14 protein-coding genes are annotated in these 20845 nt (G+C 38.5%); 2 read left to right on the top strand and 12 right to left on the bottom strand.

Features of this window, described 5'->3' with window-relative positions:
* Positions 1 to 84 precede the first annotated feature (84 nt).
* The 5 genes from ASF86_RS08825 to ahcY form a co-directional block, all read right to left on the bottom strand.
* Positions 85 to 2355: an NADP-dependent malic enzyme gene (locus ASF86_RS08825; protein WP_003650593.1), complete on the bottom strand. Its 2271-nt coding sequence runs from the start codon at positions 2353 to 2355 to the stop codon at positions 85 to 87.
* A 237-nt stretch (positions 2356 to 2592) separates the two neighbouring features.
* Positions 2593 to 5445, bottom strand: a complete 2853-nt coding sequence (locus ASF86_RS08820) for a putative bifunctional diguanylate cyclase/phosphodiesterase (protein ID WP_056481202.1) — start codon at positions 5443 to 5445, stop codon at positions 2593 to 2595.
* 134 nt (positions 5446 to 5579) lie between these two features.
* Positions 5580 to 6302, bottom strand: a complete 723-nt coding sequence (locus tag ASF86_RS08815) for a 16S rRNA (uracil(1498)-N(3))-methyltransferase (protein WP_056481200.1) — start codon at positions 6300 to 6302, stop codon at positions 5580 to 5582.
* Positions 6303 to 6320: 18 nt separating this feature from the next.
* Entirely contained in the window at positions 6321 to 7157 is an 837-nt protein-coding gene (metF, locus tag ASF86_RS08810) for a methylenetetrahydrofolate reductase [NAD(P)H] (RefSeq protein ID WP_004643512.1), read from the bottom strand.
* A 74-nt stretch (positions 7158 to 7231) separates the two neighbouring features.
* Positions 7232 to 8614: an adenosylhomocysteinase gene (gene ahcY, locus ASF86_RS08805; protein ID WP_056481198.1), complete on the bottom strand. Its 1383-nt coding sequence runs from the start codon at positions 8612 to 8614 to the stop codon at positions 7232 to 7234.
* A 223-nt stretch (positions 8615 to 8837) separates the two neighbouring features.
* Here ahcY and ASF86_RS08800 point away from each other — a divergent pair, with 223 nt between their 5' ends.
* The gene (locus ASF86_RS08800; protein WP_056481196.1) at positions 8838 to 9374 is read left to right on the top strand and encodes a cysteine peptidase family C39 domain-containing protein; all 537 of its coding nucleotides are present in this window, start codon (positions 8838 to 8840) and stop codon (positions 9372 to 9374) included.
* 38 nt (positions 9375 to 9412) lie between these two features.
* Here the strand turns inward: ASF86_RS08800 and ASF86_RS08795 are convergent, their stop codons facing one another.
* The 3 genes from ASF86_RS08795 to lipA all read right to left on the bottom strand — a co-directional run bounded on the left by ASF86_RS08795 (position 9413) and on the right by lipA (position 13661).
* Positions 9413 to 9796, bottom strand: coding sequence for a carboxymuconolactone decarboxylase family protein (locus ASF86_RS08795; protein ID WP_000043120.1), 384 nt, complete (start codon positions 9794 to 9796; stop codon positions 9413 to 9415).
* A 106-nt stretch (positions 9797 to 9902) separates the two neighbouring features.
* Complete coding sequence (locus ASF86_RS08790) at positions 9903 to 12365, bottom strand: acyl-CoA dehydrogenase (RefSeq protein WP_056481194.1); 2463 nt, start codon at positions 12363 to 12365, stop codon at positions 9903 to 9905.
* Positions 12366 to 12647: 282 nt separating this feature from the next.
* The gene (lipA, locus tag ASF86_RS08785) at positions 12648 to 13661 is read right to left on the bottom strand and encodes a lipoyl synthase (protein WP_003650609.1); all 1014 of its coding nucleotides are present in this window, start codon (positions 13659 to 13661) and stop codon (positions 12648 to 12650) included.
* Between the two features lie 196 nt (positions 13662 to 13857).
* On the opposite strand from lipA, the gene sthA reads away from it, so the two are divergent.
* Positions 13858 to 15270 (top strand): Si-specific NAD(P)(+) transhydrogenase, encoded by a 1413-nt coding sequence (gene sthA, locus ASF86_RS08780; protein WP_017387960.1) that lies wholly within the window; start codon positions 13858 to 13860, stop codon positions 15268 to 15270.
* Positions 15271 to 15513: 243 nt separating this feature from the next.
* Here sthA and ASF86_RS08775 read toward each other — a convergent pair whose 3' ends face one another.
* The 4 genes from ASF86_RS08775 to map form a co-directional block, all read right to left on the bottom strand.
* Positions 15514 to 16728, bottom strand: coding sequence for an MFS transporter (locus ASF86_RS08775; RefSeq protein WP_056481192.1), 1215 nt, complete (start codon positions 16726 to 16728; stop codon positions 15514 to 15516).
* A gap of 171 nt (positions 16729 to 16899) precedes the next feature.
* A complete protein-coding gene (locus tag ASF86_RS08770) occupies positions 16900 to 18246 on the bottom strand; it encodes an MFS transporter (RefSeq protein WP_056481190.1) in 1347 nt (448 codons plus the stop codon).
* A 415-nt stretch (positions 18247 to 18661) separates the two neighbouring features.
* Positions 18662 to 19735: an OmpW/AlkL family protein gene (locus ASF86_RS08765; protein ID WP_056481188.1), complete on the bottom strand. Its 1074-nt coding sequence runs from the start codon at positions 19733 to 19735 to the stop codon at positions 18662 to 18664.
* A gap of 206 nt (positions 19736 to 19941) precedes the next feature.
* Positions 19942 to 20766 carry a type I methionyl aminopeptidase gene (map, locus tag ASF86_RS08760; RefSeq protein ID WP_004643502.1) on the bottom strand — a complete coding sequence of 275 codons (825 nt, stop codon included), beginning with the start codon at positions 20764 to 20766 and terminating at the stop codon, positions 19942 to 19944.
* Positions 20767 to 20845 lie beyond the last annotated feature (79 nt).

Below are 20845 nucleotides of genomic sequence, written 5' to 3'. Positions count from 1 at the left end.
CCTCTATTCTTCAAGCAATCATGCTACAGAATAGAGGTTTTCTCAAGTCATTAGACAGGCTTTTCGTAAAAAGCTCTTTCTAAATTACTTTTCTTGTTGTTGGATTTCCGCAACAGTTAAAGCAGTCATATTGATAAGACGACGAGTAGTTGCTGTCGGTGTCAAAATATGAACAGGTTTTGCTGCGCCAAGCAAAATTGGACCAATAGTAACGTTGTTACCAGAAGTCGCTTTCAACAAGTTAAATGAAATATTTGCTGCATCTAGGTTTGGCATAATGAGCAAGTTTGCAGAACCTTTAAAACGTGAACCAGGGAATGCAAATTGACGAATATTTTCGTCTAATGCTGCATCACCATGCATTTCACCTTCAACTTCAAGCTCAGGAGCTTGCTCAGATAAAATACGATAAACTTCACGCATTTTTTGAGCACTTGAATCAGTTTGGTCACTACCAAAACTTGAATGAGAAAGAAGTGCTACGCGTGGAGTAATACCAAAACGACGTACTTCTTCAGCTGCCAAAATAGTCATTTCAGCAAGTTGTTCAGCAGTAGGATTAGTGTTTACGTAGGTATCTGCAATGAACAAGTTACGATCTTCAAGCATTAATGCATTTAACGTGAAGAAGTTATTCATGCCTTCTTTAAGACCGATAACATTGCGTACAAAGTCAAGGTGAATGTTATAGCTACTGTAAGTACCACATAACATACCGTCTGCTTTACCGAATTTAACCAGTAGAGATGCAATTAAAGTTGAACGGCGACGAGCTTCACGTTGAGCATATTCAACAGTGATGCCTTTGCGTTGCATTGTTTGATAGTAATCTTTCCAAAACTCTTCATACATCGGGTTTTGTTCTTGATCTACAATCTCAATATTTACGCCATGTTGTAAACGGAGGCCTAATTTTTTGATATTAGCTTCAATTACAGCAGTACGACCTACTAAAATTGGTTTAGCTAAATCTTCATCAACAGCAATTTGTACTGCACGTAATACGCGTTCGTCTTCACCTTCCGCATATGCAATACGTTTAGGATCAGCTTTTGCTTGAGCAAAAATTGGTTTCATCAAGAATGCCGAGTTATATACAAACTCAGACAATTTTTGACGATATACAGCGAAATCTTCGATAGGACGAGTTGCTACACCTGAGTCCATTGCAGCTTTAGCAACTGCTGGTGCAATTTCTAAAATTAAACGTTGATCAAGTGGGCGTGGAATTAAATAGTCACGGCCAAATGAAGCAGATTTTTCACCATATGTTGCGGCATCAGCTTCAACATGAGCCATACGTGCAATTGCATGTACACATGCAATTTTCATGTCTTCATTAATCGTAGTTGCGCCAACATCAAGTGCACCACGGAAAATGTATGGGAAACATAATGCGTTGTTTACTTGGTTTGGATAGTCAGAACGACCAGTTGCCATAATGACGTCAGAGCGTACTTCATGTGCATGTTCAGGTAAAATTTCTGGATCTGGGTTTGCCAAAGCAAAAATAATAGGGTTCTCTGCCATCTGTTTCACCATTTCTTTGGTGAGAATACCAGCAGCAGAAAGACCCAAGAACATATCAGCGCCAGTCATTACTTCATGAAGCTGAGATGCTGTAATATCTTGAACATAACGTTTTTTAGATTCGTCTAAGCCTTCGCGAGAAGTCGTTAATAGGCCACGAGAATCGGCAACAATAATATTTTCTTTTTTAGCACCAAGCGCACAAAGCAAGTCTAAACATGAAAGTGCTGCTGCACCTGCACCTGAAGCTACGATTTTGATTTCATCAATTTTCTTATTTACAAGTTGCAATGCATTGAGCAAAGCTGAACCTACAATAATACTTGTACCATGTTGATCGTCATGGAATACAGGAATTTTCATGCGTTCACGAAGTTTCTTTTCGATATAGAAACATTCTGGCGCTTTAATGTCTTCGAGGTTGATACCACCGAAAGTTGGCTCAAGAGAGGCAACAATATCCACGATTTTATCTGGATCGTTTTCTGCAATTTCGATGTCAAATACGTCAACACCAGCAAACTTCTTGAAGAGAACACCTTTACCTTCCATTACAGGTTTAGAAGCCAATGGGCCAATATTACCTAAACCAAGAACAGCAGTACCGTTAGTGACTACAGCAACCAAGTTTCCGCGTGCTGTATATTTAGCAGCAGTTGATGGATCACGTTCAATCTCTAAACATGGCGCAGCAACTCCGGGTGAGTAGGCTAGAGCCAAATCTCGTTGGTTGACAAGTTGCTTACTTGGGGTGACGCTGATTTTCCCTGGGTTTGGATATTCATGGTAATTTAAAGCGGCCTGTTTTAAAGATTGATCGTCCATCTGAGTCTCTATTTGATACAAAAAAGCAAACTAGTCAAATCACTCATTCAGGGGAAGGCAACTCGGTTCTTTTACTATGCTTTAATTTTTACCAATTAAGAGAATAGTAGACGAATTGCCAATAGCCCTGTAGTGAGCTAAATGCTAAAGAATATAACACTACTTCTTTATTTCTCACAGTCAAAAACGCTCATTTTTGGAAAAAGCAGCATATGTAAAAATAGTCTGTGAGAACCATTAAGAAATAGGCGGATCTGTTTGTAGATAAGGGATAATCTGCTCAGCCGGGATAGGACGACTAAAGAAATAGCCTTGTAAAAAATCACATTGCTGTTTTTGTAGATAGGCAACTTGTTCCTCTGTTTCTACACCTTCGGCAACCAGTTTAAGACCCATACTTTTACCCATCGCAATCATGGCATTTACAATGGCTTCTTGTTTGTGATCACCAATTTTAGAAATAAAAGCACGGTCAATTTTTAATACATCAATTGGGTATTCTGTCAGATAGGCTAAAGAGGAATAGCCTGTACCAAAGTCATCTAGAGCAATTGAAATATCTCGTTGTTTTATTGCATGTAATAGCGTTTTTACGTTATCGGTATTGTCCAAGAGGGCTGACTCAGTAATTTCAAGTTCAAGATCTGAACCTTGTATATTATATTTCTGCAAAATTTCATCAATATCATTGAGTAATAAGCCTCGATGTATTTGCTGAGCAACAATATTTACAGAGACTTGAATGTTTGTGTAGCCTTGACTTTTCCATTCTTGTAATTGTTTTCCAACTTTCTCTAAAACGACTTTACCAATATCCGAAATCAGGCTACTACGCTCAGCAAAAGGTATAAACATATTTGGCATGACTAATCCTTTTTCGGGATGTTGCCAGCGAATTAATGCTTCAAAACCTATAATTGATTGATCTTGTAGATTGATTTTGGGTTGGTAATAAACGACAAATTCATCATTTTGAATGGCTTTACGTAACTCTTGCTCTAAATCGGCAGATTTATACGAGTGAGTTGTTTGATTGCAATAGTAAGAAATGGTATTGCCTCCTAAGCGTTTTGCTTCTGAAAGTGCTTGTTCTGCATGATTGTTTAGATGATCAATTTGTCGTCCATGCTCAGGAAAGCATGCTACGCCAATAGATGCGGTAATGAAATATTCTTGATTATCAATATAAAAAGGGGCATTGAGTGCCTGCAAAATATTTTGGCAATATTGTTCAATATTTGGATGAATTGGGGAAATTTCATAAATAATTGCAAAATCGTCACTATTTAAATAGGCAACTAAAATTGCATTAATATTGATTAAGCGTAATCGTTGTGCAAACTGTTTAAGAAGTTCATCACCACTATCATTATTTAAAAATTCATTAAAAGCTCTGAAACGGTCAATGTTTACTCGTATTAATGCTAAGTTTTTAATGTTATATGATGGATTTACAAGGTATTGATGAAGTTGGTTGTAATAGTAAAGACGATTAGGCAAGTGAGTGAGGCTATCGTAATTTTTTAAATAGGATAGATGCTGTTCCTGACGTTTTTGCTCAGAGAGGTCCCTTGCAAATCCAATATAATTTGTAATTTGATTGAACTCATCTTTGACCACATTGATGTGTAACCACAAATATACGCTTTTGCCAGAGCTAAACTTTTCGTCAAATTGGCCCATATATTCTCCAGTTTCGAGGAGCTGTTGGGTAATTGAGCTATGAAATTGTTGTTGTAGTTCTTTTTGATTAATTGTAATGCTAAATAACTCTTTATTTAGGAGTTCTGATTTAGAGAATCCGGTTAATTTTTCGTAGTAAGGATTAATATCAATATAGTTCAGGTGTTCATCTAAAATAAATATGCCTTCTGCAGCTTGCTCAAGCACAATTGCCGATAGTCTTAAGTGTTCTTGATCTTTTTTCTCTTGATGTATATCTCGGGTCATACCAACCATGCGAAGCGCTTTTTGTGTTTTAGGATCTCTTGTAATGACACGGCCTACATCATGAATCCATCGCCAAGAACCATCACGACGTAAAATTCGAAAATTGACATTAAAATGATCTGTAATTCCTTCCAAATGTTGTTTCAAGCGCTCGTCAAAAAGCTTTTTATCACTTGGATGTATGCGGTCTAAAATGGTATTGAGATGAATAATGGTCGTCTGAGTTTGTTTTTGTTGATCGAAAAACGTAATTTCTAATTTTTGATTTTCAATATCCCAGTCCCATGGCCGAATGCCAGCCGTTTCATGTGCAAAAGCTAAATTGTAGTGATGGCTTTCGAGTTGCTCATTCATTTTTGTGAGATCGTAAGTTCGTTCACGTACCTTTTGCTCAAGTAAATGGTTATTAAATTGGAGCTGGGCTTCAATATCTTTAGATTTATTCACTTCTTGTTGAAGTTGCACACATAATTCTTCAGCCCACTGAGTGTGTTGATCTGAAATTTGAACAAGCTGTTTATTTTTTAATAATAGTTTAGAAATCTTTTGATAGTTACGTTGAGTTGCGTATGCGCAGAGTACTGTAGCCACGAAAGCTATATTATAGGCGAAATAAAAAGGTAGCTGAGCAATGGGTGTATGTGTAAATTGAGCGATTAATAGGGGTAATGTACTGGGAATGAATAAAAGATAAAAGTATCGAGGTTGTTGCGTTAAAAAAGTCAGGCCAATGATGTGGGCAGAAGTGATAAACAAAGCAATTAAAATATGAGCATCTGGTAGCGAAACTAACTCTTGAGGAAGATAGAAGTGAATAACTGTAACGGTTATCCCTAATAAAATTCCTGAAATAAAACAAATACTTTGTAATATAAGATCAGCTTTTTTAATAAAATTAATAGTACGATAGTGGGTTAAAATATTTGGAACAAATAATAGGCAAGTAAAAGATGCAATAGTGAGGCCGATAGTCCAGTTAAATATGGTTATTGAAGATGAGAAATAATAAGAAAAAATAGCATATGAGATCAGACATAACAGTATTAAGCTAATCAAATACCAGCGTATATATTGAATTGAAAGTTTTAGCTGCTCAATTTTTGTTTGATGCTGTAAATATTCTTCCTGAAGCCCGGACATAAGATTTTTCTATCCTATTTTTTTACATATATACAGAAAGAATCTGATTTATCAGTGATAAAGAATTTGAAATTTTATTCATACAATAAAAGTAAATTAACTTTAAATAACGATTTAATCAATGTTCAATGAACTTAGGTTGATAAAAACCGATAATTTAAAATAGATAAGGCAACGACAGGTGCAGTTTCTGTACGTAAGACACGGTCACCAATACACCAATTCATAAAACCAGCTTGATTGGCTTGAGTAATTTCATTTTCACTTAAACCGCCTTCTGGGCCAATTAATAAGGCAAGTTCAGGTTGTATGCCTGCTAATACATCTTTTTGTTCTTTTTCTGGCGCTAACACAAATTTTGAAGCGGGAAGCTGAGTAGAGCTTAGCCATTCACTTAGAGAAATGGGCGCTAACACTTCTGGAACGATATTAAGACCACATTGTTCACAAGCAGCAATTGCAACAGCTTGCCAATGATCTAATTTTTTTTGATCTCGGTCATATTTTAAGCGCATTTCACAGCGCTCACTTGTAAGCAACTGAATTTGACTTACTCCAAGTTCAGTTGCTTTCTGAATGGCATAATCCATTCGGTCACCTTTACTCATGACCTGACCAAGGACAGCTTTAAAAGGGGCACTACGGTTAGTAGGGTTAAAACTCTCAATCGTGACAAACGCATTTTTTTTATTAATTTCGGTTAGTGTAGCGAGATATTCGCCATCTCGACCATTAAAGAGAGTAGCTTGTTCTTGTAATTGTGCACGTAAAACACGCACCCAATGATGAAATACTGTTTCTGTCAATTGAATTGTTGAGCCAACAGCAAGTTCAGTTTCGATAAAAAAACGATTCATTGGATACGCCTTACAAAATTAATTTAAACCAAGATCAACGACGAGTTGACGAGTTGGTTCGACTTGATTCATTGAATAGAAATGTAAGCTTGGTGCACCACCTGCGATCAAGCGTTCACATAGCTTAACAACAACTTCATGACCAAAAGCTTTAATACTCTCACTGTCATCGCCATAGGCTTGTAATTGCTTACGGATCCAGCGAGGAATTTCTGCACCAGTACCATCAGCAAAGCGAATTAAGTTGCTGGCATTGGTAATAGGCATGATGCCAGGAGCTACCGGAATATTAACTCCAGCTTTTTCTAAGCGCTCAATAAAATAAAAGTATGAGTCTGGATTAAAGAAGAATTGAGTAATTCCTGCATTAGCACCAGCTTGTACTTTTTCGATAAAACGTTGGATATCTGAATCAAGGTTTTCAGCTTGAGGGTGCATTTCTGGATAAGCTGCAACTTCAATATGAAAATGATCACCTGAATGCTGACGAATGAAACGTACTAAATCTTGAGCATAAGGAAGTTCGCCAAGTCCAACTTGACCAGACGGTAAATCACCCCGTAAAGCGACAATACGGTTAATGCCTTGAGCTTTATAGAGGTCGAGTAGCTCAGCAATACGAGCTTTATCATCACCAATGCATGAAAGGTGAGGAGCAACTGGTGTACCTTTGCCATTGAAATCATCAATAGCAGCAAGAGTACGTTCGCGAGTAGAACCACCAGCGCCATAAGTAATCGAGAAGAAATCTGGATTTAATGGTTGTAATTCTTGATGAACAATACGAAGTTTTTCAGCACCGGCATCAGTTTTAGGTGGGAAAAATTCAAAAGAAATGGGTATACGTTTAGTCATGTCAAATCCTTGTAAACAGCGAAACAATATTTTTAGAAAAAAGGGCAGTCGGTTCACCGTCTGCCCTTAAGTTCTTAGTATTTGTAAGCGTCAGACTTGAATGGTCCCTCAACAGCAACACCTAAATAGCCAGCTTGCTCTTGAGTTAATTGAGTAAGTACACCACCAAAACCTACAACCATTGCCGCAGCAACTTCTTCGTCAAGTTTCTTAGGAAGAACTTCTACACGAATTTTTGCAGTTTTTTCGTTTGCAGGAAGGTCAGCAAATTTCTCTTGGAATAAGTGAATTTGACCTAACACTTGGTTAGCAAAAGAACCATCCATCACACGTGATGGGTGACCAGTTGCATTACCAAGGTTTACAAGGCGACCTTCAGAAAGAAGAATGAGGTAGTTATTTTCATCTTCAGAACGATAAACTTGGTGAACTTGTGGCTTAACTTCAACCCACTTGTAACCACGTAAATAAGCAGTATCAATTTCTGTGTCGAAGTGACCGATGTTACATACAACTGCACCAGCTTTTAAGCTATCTAACATTGCAGCATCACATACGTGGTAGTTACCAGTAGTAGTTACAACAAGGTCAGTGTTGCCAAGTAAGTCTTGGTTAATATCTTCTTTTTTGCCTGTTTGTACGCCGTTTTTGTATGGAGATACAACTTCATAGCCGTCCATACATGCTTGCATTGCACAAATTGGGTCAACTTCAGTTACACGAACAATCATGCCTTCTTGACGTAAAGATTGAGCAGAACCTTTACCAACGTCACCATAACCGATCACAAGCGCACGACGGCCAGACAAAAGCATGTCAGTTGCGCGTTTGATTGCATCATTTAATGAGTGACGGCAACCATATTTGTTGTCATTTTTAGACTTAGTAACAGAGTCATTTACGTTAATTGCAGGTACTTTCAAAGAACCGTCTTTCCACATTTCGATAAGACGTTGAACACCTGTTGTAGTTTCTTCAGTGATACCGTGAATGCGTTCTAAAAGAGCAGGGTATTTGTCATGAACAAGAGCAGTTAAGTCACCGCCATCATCCAAGATCATGTTGGCATCCCAAGGTTGACCATTAACATTAACTTGTTGTTCTAAACACCATACATATTCTTCTTCAGTTTCACCTTTCCAAGCGAAAACTGGAATACCACGAGCAGCAATTGCAGCAGCAGCATGGTCTTGAGTCGAGAAAATGTTACATGAAGTCCAACGAACTTCAGCACCTAATTCAACAAGCGTTTCAATAAGAACCGCTGTTTGAATGGTCATGTGGATACAGCCAAGAATTTTTGCACCAGCAAGTGGTTTAGAGTCTGCATAACGTTTACGTAAACCAATTAGAGCCGGCATTTCTGCTTCAGCAAGTTTGATTTCTTTACGACCGTAGTCAGCAAGTGAGATGTCAGCAACTTTATAATCTGTAAATGAAGCATTAACCGCGTTCATCAGGATCTCCTAGGGAAAAAATAGTATGGATCGTTCTGTTCGCGGATGCCGTTGTTGGTTAAAAACGAGCGTTTAACCGATTGTCGAGCCTGGCAAATTGATCTTTAGTACCGATCATTTGTCGCAGCATCCCTCGACTAGCGAAACATTGTACTTGGAAAAGCTTTTAGTGCCAATCCAGTTTTGTTTATTATCTGCTTAATTACGACTTTAGATTTAAATTATGGCCTTAAATATTCCCGAATCTTTGGCAAACCTCGAAGCGAATAGCGGTGTTTTTGCGGTTTGGATGGTACTTCGGCATCATGGGGTTCAAATTGATATTTCCGAGCTGATTCAAATTTGTCGATATGATGAAGACGGCACCTATACAATTGCCTTGGCTGTTGCTTTAAAGAAATTTGGGTTTGAGGTGTCATTTCATTCGGATAAAGACCCAAATATTAGCCCAAGCGAACGCATGAGTTATAAAGAAGCAAATGTATTAAAAATACCCACGGGCCCAGCGTTAAGCTATCAGGATATTCAAGTTACAATTCAAAATGGAAAAATGGTGATTGTGTATTACGACACTTTAGAGGGTGTCGGAAATCAGTCACTCATTTATTCTATAGATCAAAATGAAATCTGTTTTTTTGATAGTTTTGAACCGATGTCAGCGGCAGTCTTTGAAAAGCAACGTCAAGTGGAAGGGATTTGTCGTCAGGCTATCGTGATTGATGATCGTAATTTTCAAATGCATTCAATCAAATTGAATTAGATAAAAAAGAGCCAGTAGAGTGCTGGCTCATATTAAAGTTATTTTTGTTGATATTCTTGAATCACTTCTAGAGCAGCACGAAAAGCCTCTTGTGTAGCAGGCGCACCGCAATATGGCAGGCTATGTAATAACGTTTCTTGAATTTCTTCAACTGTACAACCATTGTTGAGAGCACCACGAACATGGCCTTTGAGTTCAGTTGGTGACTTAAGTGCAGTTAACATTGCCAAAGTAATTAATGAACGATATTTGCGCGGCAGTACACCTTCACGCTGCCAAGTAGATCCCCATGCATGTTCATTAATCCAGTCTTGCAATGGCTGAGTAAATGGTACCGTATTCTCTTGGGCACGTTTTACAAAAGCTTCTCCCATCACTTCTGTGCGAACTTTTAATCCATTTTCGTAATCTTGCTTAGACATTAATTTCTCCTAAAAATAAAAGCGTCGATTGACGCTTTTATGGCTGTTTATTAATTAATGCGAATCAAAAATGATTGCAATAGTGAATTAGTGGAGGCATCAGTCACTAAATTTGATGAGGGTTAGATAAAGGAAGATCTTTATTTAAATGTTCATCAAAAACATCTGTAAGCATGCTGTCGAATCGAATTGCGTTGTATTGCAATAATTGTTGAGCTTCGCTTTCAGAAATAAAACCTTCTTTTATCGCGTGTTCAATATTCTCTTCGAAAGTAAGTCCCTTAAATTTACCTTTAGATTCAGCTTTTTTAAACTTATCCCAAAGTGGTTCAAGAGTTCGTAAAATTTGGAATGTATGTTCTAAACGACCAGTCACATCATCGGCTTTGGTTGAGTAAAATACATGATGTTTGAGTTGTTCTCTAAAAGGATGCTCTTGCATCATGAGTTCAGCAACTTGCTGTTTTAACTCATCATCTGGTTTTGAAATGACACGACCAAAAGGGAAACAGATCCATTTCACAAATGCTGCGGGAAGTTTAGCTGGGAAGTTTTCAAATAAGCCCCAAAATGCTTCCTGAATATTCAAGAAAGCTTTTTGCAGAGCTAATTTAGCGTGAAGTTGTTCAGCTTCAGTTTTTTGACCAGCTTCATAAAACTTTAAAATTGCAGTAGAAATAAAAAGGTGAGCATGAATATCTGCCAAGCGTCCTGATAACATTTCTTTGCGTTTTAAGTCTCCTGCAAGTAAGCCAAGTGCCATATCTGCAACTAAAGCAAAGTTGGCACTAAAACGGTTAATCGTTTTATAGTAACTGGCAGTAAATTGATCTACTGACTGCGGAGCATCGCTTGAGCCACCTGTCCAACCATAAGCAAATGATTTTGCTCCGCGGTTAAAGGTATAGGCTAAATGTTTGAATAATAGGTCATCGAATTTTTTGACTGAAGTGCTTTTATCTTCAGACTGAAGTAGTTGCAATTCTTCAAAAAGGTAAGGGTGACAACGCATTGAGCCTTGACCAAAAATCATCAATGAACGAGTTAAAATATTTGCGCCTTCCACTGTAATTGCAATTGGAATTGCTTGATAGGTAAGAGCAAGGAAGTTACGTGGTCCAAGTTGAATTGCACGTCCTCCGGCAATATCCATTCCGTGATTAACCACTTTGCGCATCGTTTCAGTTGCATAATATTTTGCCATGGCGGTCATCACGGCGGGTGTTCCACCTTGATTTAATCCACAAGTGACTAAATAACGGAATGCTTCAAGCATGTAGGCATCGCTGGCAATTTCACTGGTTGCCTCTTGTACGCCTTCAAATTTACCTACTGAAATATTGAACTGTTGACGAATTTTCGCAAAAGCACCAACGGTTAAATAGCTCATTTCACCGGCAGCGGTTGCTAAAGCTGGAAGTGAAATACCACGGCCAACACCTAAACATTCCATGAGCATGCGCCAGCCTTTACCAGCATTTTCTTGCCCACCAATAATCCAGTCAATTGGAATAAAAACATCTTCTCCTTCTACGGTTCCATTCATAAATGGAGAACCTGGGAAATGGCGTGCACCTATTTTTACCCCAGCATGACTTGCAGGAATGAGTGCACAGGTAATACCGTATTCTGTTTTATTTTTATCGCCGAGTAGACCCTCAGGGTCATACAGTTTAAATGCGAGGCCGACAACAGTGGCAATCGGAGCAAGCGTAATCCAGCGTTTAGAGAAATTCATGCGCAGACCAAGAACTTGAGCACCTTCATATTCGCCATAGCAAACAACGCCTGAATCTGGAATTGCACCTGCATCTGAACCTGCTTCTGGACTGGTTAAACCAAAGCATGGAATTTCTTCACCTTTGGCAAGACCGGGTAAATATTGTTGTTTTTGAGCATCGGTACCGTAGTGCATGAGCAGCTCACCCGGTCCTAATGAGTTTGGAACCATACAACTCACCGCGGTGGTGAGTGAGCGTGAAGCAATTTTGCTCATAATACGACTTTGTGCGAATGAGCTAAATTCTTTACCACCAAAAGACTTTGGAATAATGAGGCCTAAAAAACCTTTATCTTTAATAAATTGCCAAACTTCAGGAGGAAGATCTTTTAAGTGATGATGAATTTCCCATTCATTGAGCATGCTACAAAGTAGTTCAACTTCATTGTCTATAAAGCTTTGCTCTTCTTCTGACAACGTTGGGTAGGAATACTTTTCAAATTGAGACCAATCAGGTGCTCCCATGAATAACTCTTTTTCCCACCAACTGGTACCAGCCTCTAAAGCCTCTTGTTCTGTGGTACTAATGCTCGGCATTGAATTCGCTAAAGTCTTATAGGCTGGCTTGGTAATCAGGTTAAATCGTAATGGCTCAACTAAAATAATGATGCTGAGTGCAATAATTGGAATACCTAAAAGCAGAGACCATGGTGTTAGCAAGAATGCCGAAAGTATGGCAATAATAATGGCCACACTGCTACCAAGAACTTTATTTAAGTTAAAAAAGAAAATTGCCCATACTACAATAAGCTGAATAATAATACTTAATATAAAGAGTAGGAAAATCATACTTGCTCCTTACTAGCTAAGCCCCCAAGTGGATGAAGTTACAAAAGCGAGGAGATATTTAAGGCTTAACTAGCTATTTTGTTGCTGTTTAAATTTGAGTTTTTATGTCGCAAATATTGATGTATATGCTAGAGCAGGGATATATCGTACTTTTAGGTATAAGATATTTTTGAGTGAAAGTGTAAGGGGTTATTTTATTGATTTGTCAAGAAATGTTATTGATTTTCTTATACAAATAAAAAGCCCTCTAATACAGAGGGCTTTTTATAGATATTTAATTTATTAAGCTTCGACGACCTGAACAGCAATTTTCTTAGCAGGATCTACTTTACGACGAACTTCTGGTACTGGTTCACCATGATATTGACGATCAGCAAAGTAACTTGAACGAACCATTGGTGCAGACCAAATATTTCTAAAACCAAGTTTGCGGCCATGCTCTGCATAACGTTCAAACTCTTCTGGTGTTACAAAGCGGTCAATTGGTGCGTGTTGTTTAGAAGGCTGTAAATATTGACCAATAGTGACATAGTCAACATCGTGAGCGCGTAAGTCATCAAGTAATGCAATGACTTCTTCTTCAGTTTCACCAATACCCACCATCAAACCACATTTTGTTGGGATATCTGGGCAATATTCTTTAAACATTTTGAGTAAGGTTAAAGAATGTTGATAGTCTGAACCTGGACGCATTGCTTTATATAAGCGAGGTACAGTCTCAATGTTATGGTTAAATACGTCTGGCGGACATTCGGTCATAATGCGTAAAGCAATATCCATACGTCCACGGAAGTCAGGTACTAAAATCTCAAGCAATGTAGTTGGACTAAGCGCACGAGCTTCTTTAATACAGTCCACAAAGTGTTGTGCACCGCCGTCAAGCAAGTCATCACGGTCAACAGAAGTAATTACTGCGTACTTGAGTTTCAGATTGGAAATGGTTTCTGCCATGTGACGAGGTTCGTCAGCATCTAACGCATTTGGACGACCATGTGCAACATCACAGAAAGGGCAACGGCGTGTACAAATATCACCCATGATCATGAATGTTGCTGTACCGCCCCCAAAACATTCTGGGAGGTTAGGACAAGCTGCTTCTTCACAAACGGTATGGAGTTTTTGAGCACGTAAAGTCGTTTTAATACGCTGAACTTCTTCTGGTGCCGTCATCTTGACACGAATCCAGTCAGGTTTACGCGGCACTTCAACCGTAGGTACAACTTTTACAGGAATTCTTGCGACTTTTTCTGCGCCACGAAGTTTTACACCCTGTTCAGGTTTACGGTGTTCTGACATATTTAACTTTTCCACTCGTTTATAGAGACATTGACATTGTATTATAGCGAAGTTCTTCAGTTAATAGCGGAAAATAACTATTCATATAATAAATGTGGTTATTCAGAAATATAGGGTTGAGAAATACATAAATTCACCGCATATTAGTCATAATCTATTATAAAATATGGTCATTCAAGAGAGGAAGGAGCTTTCAATGCCACGTAAAAAAGAGGTCGTTAGTGGGAATTTCGTTAAATACGATGCGGTAGTTCTCGGTTCTGGACCTGCAGGTGAAGGCGCGGCAATGAAGCTTGCAAAAGCGGGTAAGCGTGTTGCAATTGTAGATGTGCGTGATCAACTCGGTGGTAACTGCGCACATGTAGGAACCATTCCAAGTAAAGCATTACGTCAAACAGTTTCTAGTATTATCCGCTATCAGCGTGATCCAATGTTTCAAAAAGTAGGTGAATGGAAACAGTTCACCATGAAACAGGTTTTGCGTAATGCACATAAAGTGATTCAACAACAGGTTGATACACATACACGCTTTTATGATCGTAACAAGATCGGTGTATTCCACGGGCGTGCATATATTCAAGATAAAAATACAGTTTTAGTTTTTAGCCATGAAGGCATTAAAGAAACAATTATTTGTAAACAAGTTGTGATTGCGACAGGTAGTCGTCCTTATCATCCGCAAGGTCTCGACTTTGACCATCCTCGCGTATTTGATTCGGACAAAATTCTTGATCTTGATTACTCAATTCAAAAAATCATTATTTACGGCGCAGGTGTTATTGGCTGTGAATATGCCTCAATCTTTATTGGTTTAGACCATAAAGTTGACTTGATTAACACTCAGCAAAAACTATTAAGTTATTTAGATGATGAAATTGCTGATGCTTTGTCTTATCACTTGCGTGAACAAGGTGTTTTGATTCGTCACAATGAACAAATGGATCATCTTGAAACGTTTGATGACCACGTTGTTCTACACTTACAAAGTGGTAAAAAGATTAAAGCCGATGCCATTCTTTGGTGTAATGGCCGTTCAGGTAATACGGAAGGTTTAGGTCTTGAGAATGTTGGATTAGTACCAAACAACCGTGGTCAACTTTCAGTAAATGATCAGTACCAAACTGAAGTTGAAAACATCTATGCTGCTGGTGACGTGATTGGTTGGCCTTCATTAGCTTCGGCTGCTTATGACCAAGGGCGCTGTGCTGGCGCAAACATGAGTGGTGAAGATGCTAAACCAGTACGTGATATTCCTACAGGTATTTATACCATTCCGGAAATCTCATCAATTGGTAAAAATGAACAGGAATTAACGGAAGAGAAAATTCCGTATGAAGTTGGTCAAGCATCTTTCCGTCATTTAGCTCGTGCACAAATTACGGGTGATACGGTGGGTGAGTTAAAGATTCTTTTCCACCGTGACACTATGGAAATTTTAGGTATTCACTGTTTTGGTAATAACGCTGCTGAAATTATCCACATTGGGCAAGCAGTTATGCACAGCCCAAACAATACCTTGAAATATTTTGTTGAAACGACATTTAACTATCCAACAATGGCTGAAGCATATCGCGTAGCTGCGCTCAATGGTATGAATCGCTTGTTTTGATTTTAAATAAGTTTTCAATAAAAAAGCCCGCAAATCTGCGGGCTTTTTTATTTGCATTAGATCATACGATTTTTATATTTTTATGACAGTTCTGAGGAGTGATTTACGTGCTTTATATTTTAGTGGGCACAAAACGCTTGGTTAAAATATTCAAATAAATCTGGTGTTTGTTTCCATAAAATTATAGAAAGCACCAAAAGCACAGCTATGATAAAAGTCATAATTGTTTTCAAAAGTAAGGCATTATGCGTCATGAATAACTGCCTCCTCATTAACAAAGAAGTGTACGATTACCCCTAGTATACTTAAGGCTATAGAACATAACCAAATCGCATTGTAATTACCTGTTAAGTCATGGTTAACGCCGCCAAGCCATCCACCAAAGAAAGAACCGACTTGATGGGTGAAAAACACAATACCACTCAGCATCGATAGATATTTTACCCCAAACATATTTGCCACAATGCCATTTGTGAGCGGAACTGTAGAGAGCCATAAAAGGCCCATAATGACGCCAAAAGCATATACCGTATAAGTGCTTAAAGGTAATAGTAAAAAGGCAATGATCGCGATGCCACGGCTGCCGTAAAGTGCCATTAATAGTTTAGGCTTTGAGAAACGATCTCCTAACCAACCAGCACCGTAAGTTCCTACTACGTTAAATAACCCCACTAATGCCAGAAATACAGTGCCAGTAGCCGCGTCAAATCCATGGTCGATTAAATAACCTGGCAAGTGAACGCCTAAGAAGACAACTTGGAATCCACAAACTAAAAAGCCTAAAGCTAACCACCAGAAGGGCTTATGCTTTCTGGCAATGTTAAGCACTTGTTTAAATGTGAGTTGAGGTTGAGTAATTGCTTTTGGTGTTTGATTGCTTGACCCTTTTAACATAAGCGCTAGTGGAATAATAAAAGCAATTAATAGCGCACTCACCATTAGGGCTGCTGACCATCCCACCGTTTTAAGTAAGAGCAGGGTGGATGGCAGCATAATAAATTGACCAAAAGAACCTGCTGCACTGGCAATCCCCATTGCCATGCTTCTTTTTTCTGGTGGAGCAGCTCGACCTACTGCACTGAGTAAAACTGTAAATGAGGTTGCTGATAAAGCTAAGCCAATAATTAGCCCTAGACTCAAATTTAAGATTAATACGCTTGAACTAAAAGCCATTAAGAGTAAGCCGAGGGTATAGAGCATGCCACCGACTGCGACAACAATTCGACTGCCATATTTGTCTGCGATTGCGCCGGTAAAAGGTTGAACGAATCCCCAGATCAGGTTTTGCATAGCAATAGCAAGGCTAAAAACATGTTGCCCCCAACCAAACTCATGACTCATAGGTACTAGATAGAGTCCGAAACCATGTCTGACTCCTAAGGAAAGAGCTAGAATAATTGCACTGCCAATCAACATATAGATGAGGGGCTGAGAAAATTGCTTGCCAGTTTTAGTCATGATTAATAGAAAATTATAATAATGTGATGATTTATTGTAGAAGATATATCGAGTAATATCGATATATTTAGAGAGAATATTTAAGGCGGGCTAAAGAGTTAGTAGGGATTGTATTGCTTTATGCAAAAAGAGAAAAAGCAGAGCCAATTTGATCTCTGCTTCTTATAAAAATTAAGCTGCGGAATTACGTTCAAGTAATGCTTGTTCAAAAAGAACTTGTTCTTTTTCTTTATGTTCGGTGGTGAAGCGAATCAAAATTACACTACAGCCTGCGACCATAACCAGACCACCTAAAATAAACAGGCAAGTTTGAACATCAAGCAATCCTTTGAGTAAGAAACCAGCTGCGACAGCACCCACATTGCCACCTGCACCAATAATTCCTGCAACGCCACCTAATGCATTACGGTCAATAAATGGTACGAGTGCATAAGTTGCACCACAAGCCATATGAGTAAACAGTGCAAAAATGGTCATAGAAATGATTGCAAGAGCAACCACATTCATTTGTGAGAAGAGAATTAAGAATAAACCTTCACCTAAAATCATGAGTACGAGTACTTTTGTACGACCATCTAATCCTTTTTTGAGTGCAACTTTATCGGAAATGATCCCGCCAAGTGCACGAGCAAATAATGCCAGTAAACCAAATATCCCAGCAGTTAAACCAGCGGTTTTCAGATCCATTTTGAACTGATCGACATAGTACATTGCTGCAACGTTATGAATAAAAATTTCAATACCGAAGCATGCGCCGTAGGCTACAAATAAAATCCAGACACGGTAGTTGCGAGCAGCTTGCATTAAAATTGCTGTACCACCTTTTTTACCACTACCAACATCCATGCCTTGCGCGCGAACTTCTTTAAAGTTCCCTTGAGGGCAATCTTGAGTTAATTTCCAGTAAAGGATGCCGACAATAACCATCATTATGCCGGGTACAATTAATGCCACACGCCAGCCCATAGTTTGCTCAACACCAAACATCACAATGGCACCGAGCAATAAAGGCATTAATGCTTGAGTTGCACCCCCACCAGCATTTCCCCAACCAGCCGCCGCTGCATTTGCTGTGCCTACAACGTTAGGAGCAAACATAACGCTTGTATGGTATTGCGTAATTACGAAGCTTGCGCCAATTGCGCCAATGAGTAAGCGAAAGAACAGAAAAGATTCATAACTATTGGCAGCAGCTACACCAAATACTGGAATACTGCCAACTAATAGGAGGGTGGTGTAAGTAATACGTGGACCATATTTGTCGCAGAGTGGTCCGACAATAAGCCGAACTAAAATCGTAATGGCAACAGCAGCAATATTAATATTGGCAATTTGATCTTTTGTTAATCCAAACTCACCTTTAATAACGGGCATTAATGGTGCACACGCAAACCATGCGAAGAAACATACAAAGAAAGCGAGCCATGTCATGTGGAAGGCACGCATTGCTGGAGTTGAAAAACTGAATAATTTAATCTCAGTTGCTTTTTTTGCATCTAGATTTACATTTGAAGACATACGCCGTCCCCCTGAACTGAACGAAATTTAATTTGCATGGCAATAAGTTGCCTATCTGCAGACCGATCAGAGCGGACATCGTTGGCCGTCTTGGTTTATTCATTGAATCAGCGGTGATTCATTATGCTATGAATAAAGCAAAGGGCGTGCCAAAAAATGAATTTTACTAAAAAGGAAAAATTACTTTCTAATTTTATTAAGTTAGTTTGTGAAGATAAAAATAACTAAAAAAAGAAGATCGAAACGAGAGGAGGGTTATAGGAGTATAGGGAGTTAGTTTTATCTGTTGTGTTTATAAAAAATGCTCATTTTTTTAGCATTTTGATTTAAAAAGAAGCAATTTGTAGATGTTTATAGATTGAAAGAAAGCTATAAAAACGTGCATAAGTTTTTATAGCTTTATATGGCGCAGAAGTTAGAAGCGGTAACCAATACCGGCGTAACCTAAAATTGGGTTAATTTCGATGTCCGCTTTTGCATTGATTAATTCACCATACTTGGCGTCACTCACTGTAATGGTCGTGTCTGTTTTTAAGTGAGCATAAGAGACAGAACCTACAGCGTACCATTTGTCATTAAAGTCATAGGTAAATCCTAAGGTTGCTACTGGAGCAATTGCATCGGATGCTTCAAGGTCTACTTTTGGATCACCAGAGCTAGTTTTTCTTTCTAAAGCTGCTCCTGATTTACCATCTTTAATATTCACAATCATATGACCTGCACTAACTAAGTCATTTTCAATTTCAGGGTTCATTTCTAATTCGCTGAAATAGGCATACATCACACCTAGTCCTACATAAGGTCTAAATTTATTTACGCCTGTTTTGCCAAAGTGATATTGCAATTCAAATGCTGGTGTCCAAGCACGGGCTGATGCAGCACTTCCATGGGCCTCAAGATCTGTAATAAAAATATTATTATTAAGCTCCATAGAACCAGCAATTCCTCCCGCTGGTGTAGCGGTAGCTGAAAAAGGAGCATAAATTTTACCTTTACCTTGTAAATCAACTTTAGGAGGAATACCTGCTTTTACTTCTAAGGAAATGTTGTCGGTAAAGAAATAATTACTCATGAGCCCTAAGGTAGTAACGTCATCTGCCTCTAACCCAGTATTCTCTGCCTCCCATTGACTTAAACCGCGGATTTCAGCAGTTCCACTTAACCAAGATGGAATTTCATCAGCACCTAATCCACCAAGAGTGTCAATAAGTTTTTCAAGCACAATATTACTATTATCATCTGAAATATTGTCTTGGATAGTTTTTACTTTAATATCTCCAACCTTGGATTTCTCATTCTCTTTAACAGATGTATTAATTCTGAAAGGCTGAGCTTTTCCTGTAGGCTTGACATATAAAGGACCAGCAGAGACTGAAAAACGTTTGAAGCCATCACCATCTTTTAAACTAAAATATGGAGACGCGGCAGAGGTGACTGTTGGCAGAGCAAAAAAGGCAGCTGTCATACAAAATAATGACTTTTTCATCATAAAAGGACTCCATGTCCGGCATTTGTTTACTGATTTTTATTGAGCCAACCATACCGTGTTTTATTAAAAAGATTGTGTATTAAAAATTAATAATTGTAATTTTTTTGAAATAATTGTTTATATTTAGCAATATTTATTAATTAAAAATACATAATGAATAATAAAAGGCTACATAAAGTAGCCTTTTATTAAATGTAATTAAATGATTAGTTGAAGCGAGATAAGTCTTCTTCAGGGCGTGCAGTCAAGACTTCAATGCCTGTTTGGGTGACTAAAATAGTATGTTCATACTGAGCTGAAAGTTTATGGTCTTTGGTTACAACCGTCCATTTGTCGCCTAACAGTTTAGTTTGCCATACGCCTGCATTTACCATAGGTTCAATGGTAAAAGTCATACCTGCTTCCAGACGCATACCTGTACCGGCTTGACCATAATGTAATACTTGAGGCTCATCATGGAACACAGTTCCAATACCGTGACCGCAATATTCTCGCACTACACTAAAACGTTCTGATTCGACATATTTTTGGATTGCATGGCCAATATCACCTAAATATGAACCATCTTTAACAGTTGCCATACCTCGGTACATGGCTTCTTGAGCAACCTTGCATAGACGGTTAGCTAAAATAGAAGTTTCGCCACCGATGACGTACATCATATTGGTATCACCGTGATAGCCATCTTTAATCACAGTTACGTCAATATTAAGAATGTCACCATTTTTTAAGATTTTATTTTCAGAGGGAATACCATGACAGACAACATGGTTAACCGAAGTACAAATAGAGTGCTGAAAAGCAGGGCGTCCAGGAGCGCCACCATAGCCGACACAGGCAGGAATAGCATGCTGTACATTTTCAATGTGGTTACGGCAAATGGTATCAAGTTCAAGTGTACTTACACCTGCCTTAATATAGGGCTTGATCATCTCTAGAACTTCAGCCGCCAGTCGTCCTGCAATGCGCATTTTTTCAATTTCATCTGGAGTTTTGATTAATCGACGTGGAGCTGTATAAGTACTGTTCATGATCTCTAAAAACTTTTGGTAATTTACAAGTGTCTATGGTATAAATAGCCGCCCATTTTATCAAATGCTTTTCGTGAAT

This window comes from Acinetobacter sp. Leaf130 (genome assembly GCF_001423205.1).
In the GTDB taxonomy this organism is placed as follows: Bacteria; Pseudomonadota; Gammaproteobacteria; order Pseudomonadales; family Moraxellaceae; genus Acinetobacter; species Acinetobacter calcoaceticus.
Note: the sequence above shows the minus strand (reverse complement) of the source record. Positions and strands in the feature narration are given on the sequence as shown.

Coding starts and splice junctions, on each gene's coding strand:
- ASF86_RS08770 (WP_056481190.1), bottom strand. CDS start 18,246: ATGTCTTCAAATGTAAATCTAGATGCAAAAAAAGCAACTGAGATTAAA.
- ASF86_RS08765 (WP_056481188.1), bottom strand. CDS start 19,735: ATGATGAAAAAGTCATTATTTTGTATGACAGCTGCCTTTTTTGCTCTG.
- ASF86_RS08795 (WP_000043120.1), bottom strand. CDS start 9,796: ATGTCTAAGCAAGATTACGAAAATGGATTAAAAGTTCGCACAGAAGTG.
- ASF86_RS08800 (WP_056481196.1), top strand. CDS start 8,838: ATGGCCTTAAATATTCCCGAATCTTTGGCAAACCTCGAAGCGAATAGC.
- ahcY (WP_056481198.1), bottom strand. CDS start 8,614: ATGAACGCGGTTAATGCTTCATTTACAGATTATAAAGTTGCTGACATC.
- lipA (WP_003650609.1), bottom strand. CDS start 13,661: ATGTCAGAACACCGTAAACCTGAACAGGGTGTAAAACTTCGTGGCGCA.
- ASF86_RS08820 (WP_056481202.1), bottom strand. CDS start 5,445: ATGTCCGGGCTTCAGGAAGAATATTTACAGCATCAAACAAAAATTGAG.
- sthA (WP_017387960.1), top strand. CDS start 13,858: ATGCCACGTAAAAAAGAGGTCGTTAGTGGGAATTTCGTTAAATACGAT.
- map (WP_004643502.1), bottom strand. CDS start 20,766: ATGAACAGTACTTATACAGCTCCACGTCGATTAATCAAAACTCCAGAT.
- metF (WP_004643512.1), bottom strand. CDS start 7,157: ATGACTAAACGTATACCCATTTCTTTTGAATTTTTCCCACCTAAAACT.
- ASF86_RS08790 (WP_056481194.1), bottom strand. CDS start 12,365: ATGATTTTCCTACTCTTTATATTAAGTATTATTATTCAGCTTATTGTA.
- ASF86_RS08815 (WP_056481200.1), bottom strand. CDS start 6,302: ATGAATCGTTTTTTTATCGAAACTGAACTTGCTGTTGGCTCAACAATT.
- ASF86_RS08825 (WP_003650593.1), bottom strand. CDS start 2,355: ATGGACGATCAATCTTTAAAACAGGCCGCTTTAAATTACCATGAATAT.
- ASF86_RS08775 (WP_056481192.1), bottom strand. CDS start 16,728: ATGACTAAAACTGGCAAGCAATTTTCTCAGCCCCTCATCTATATGTTG.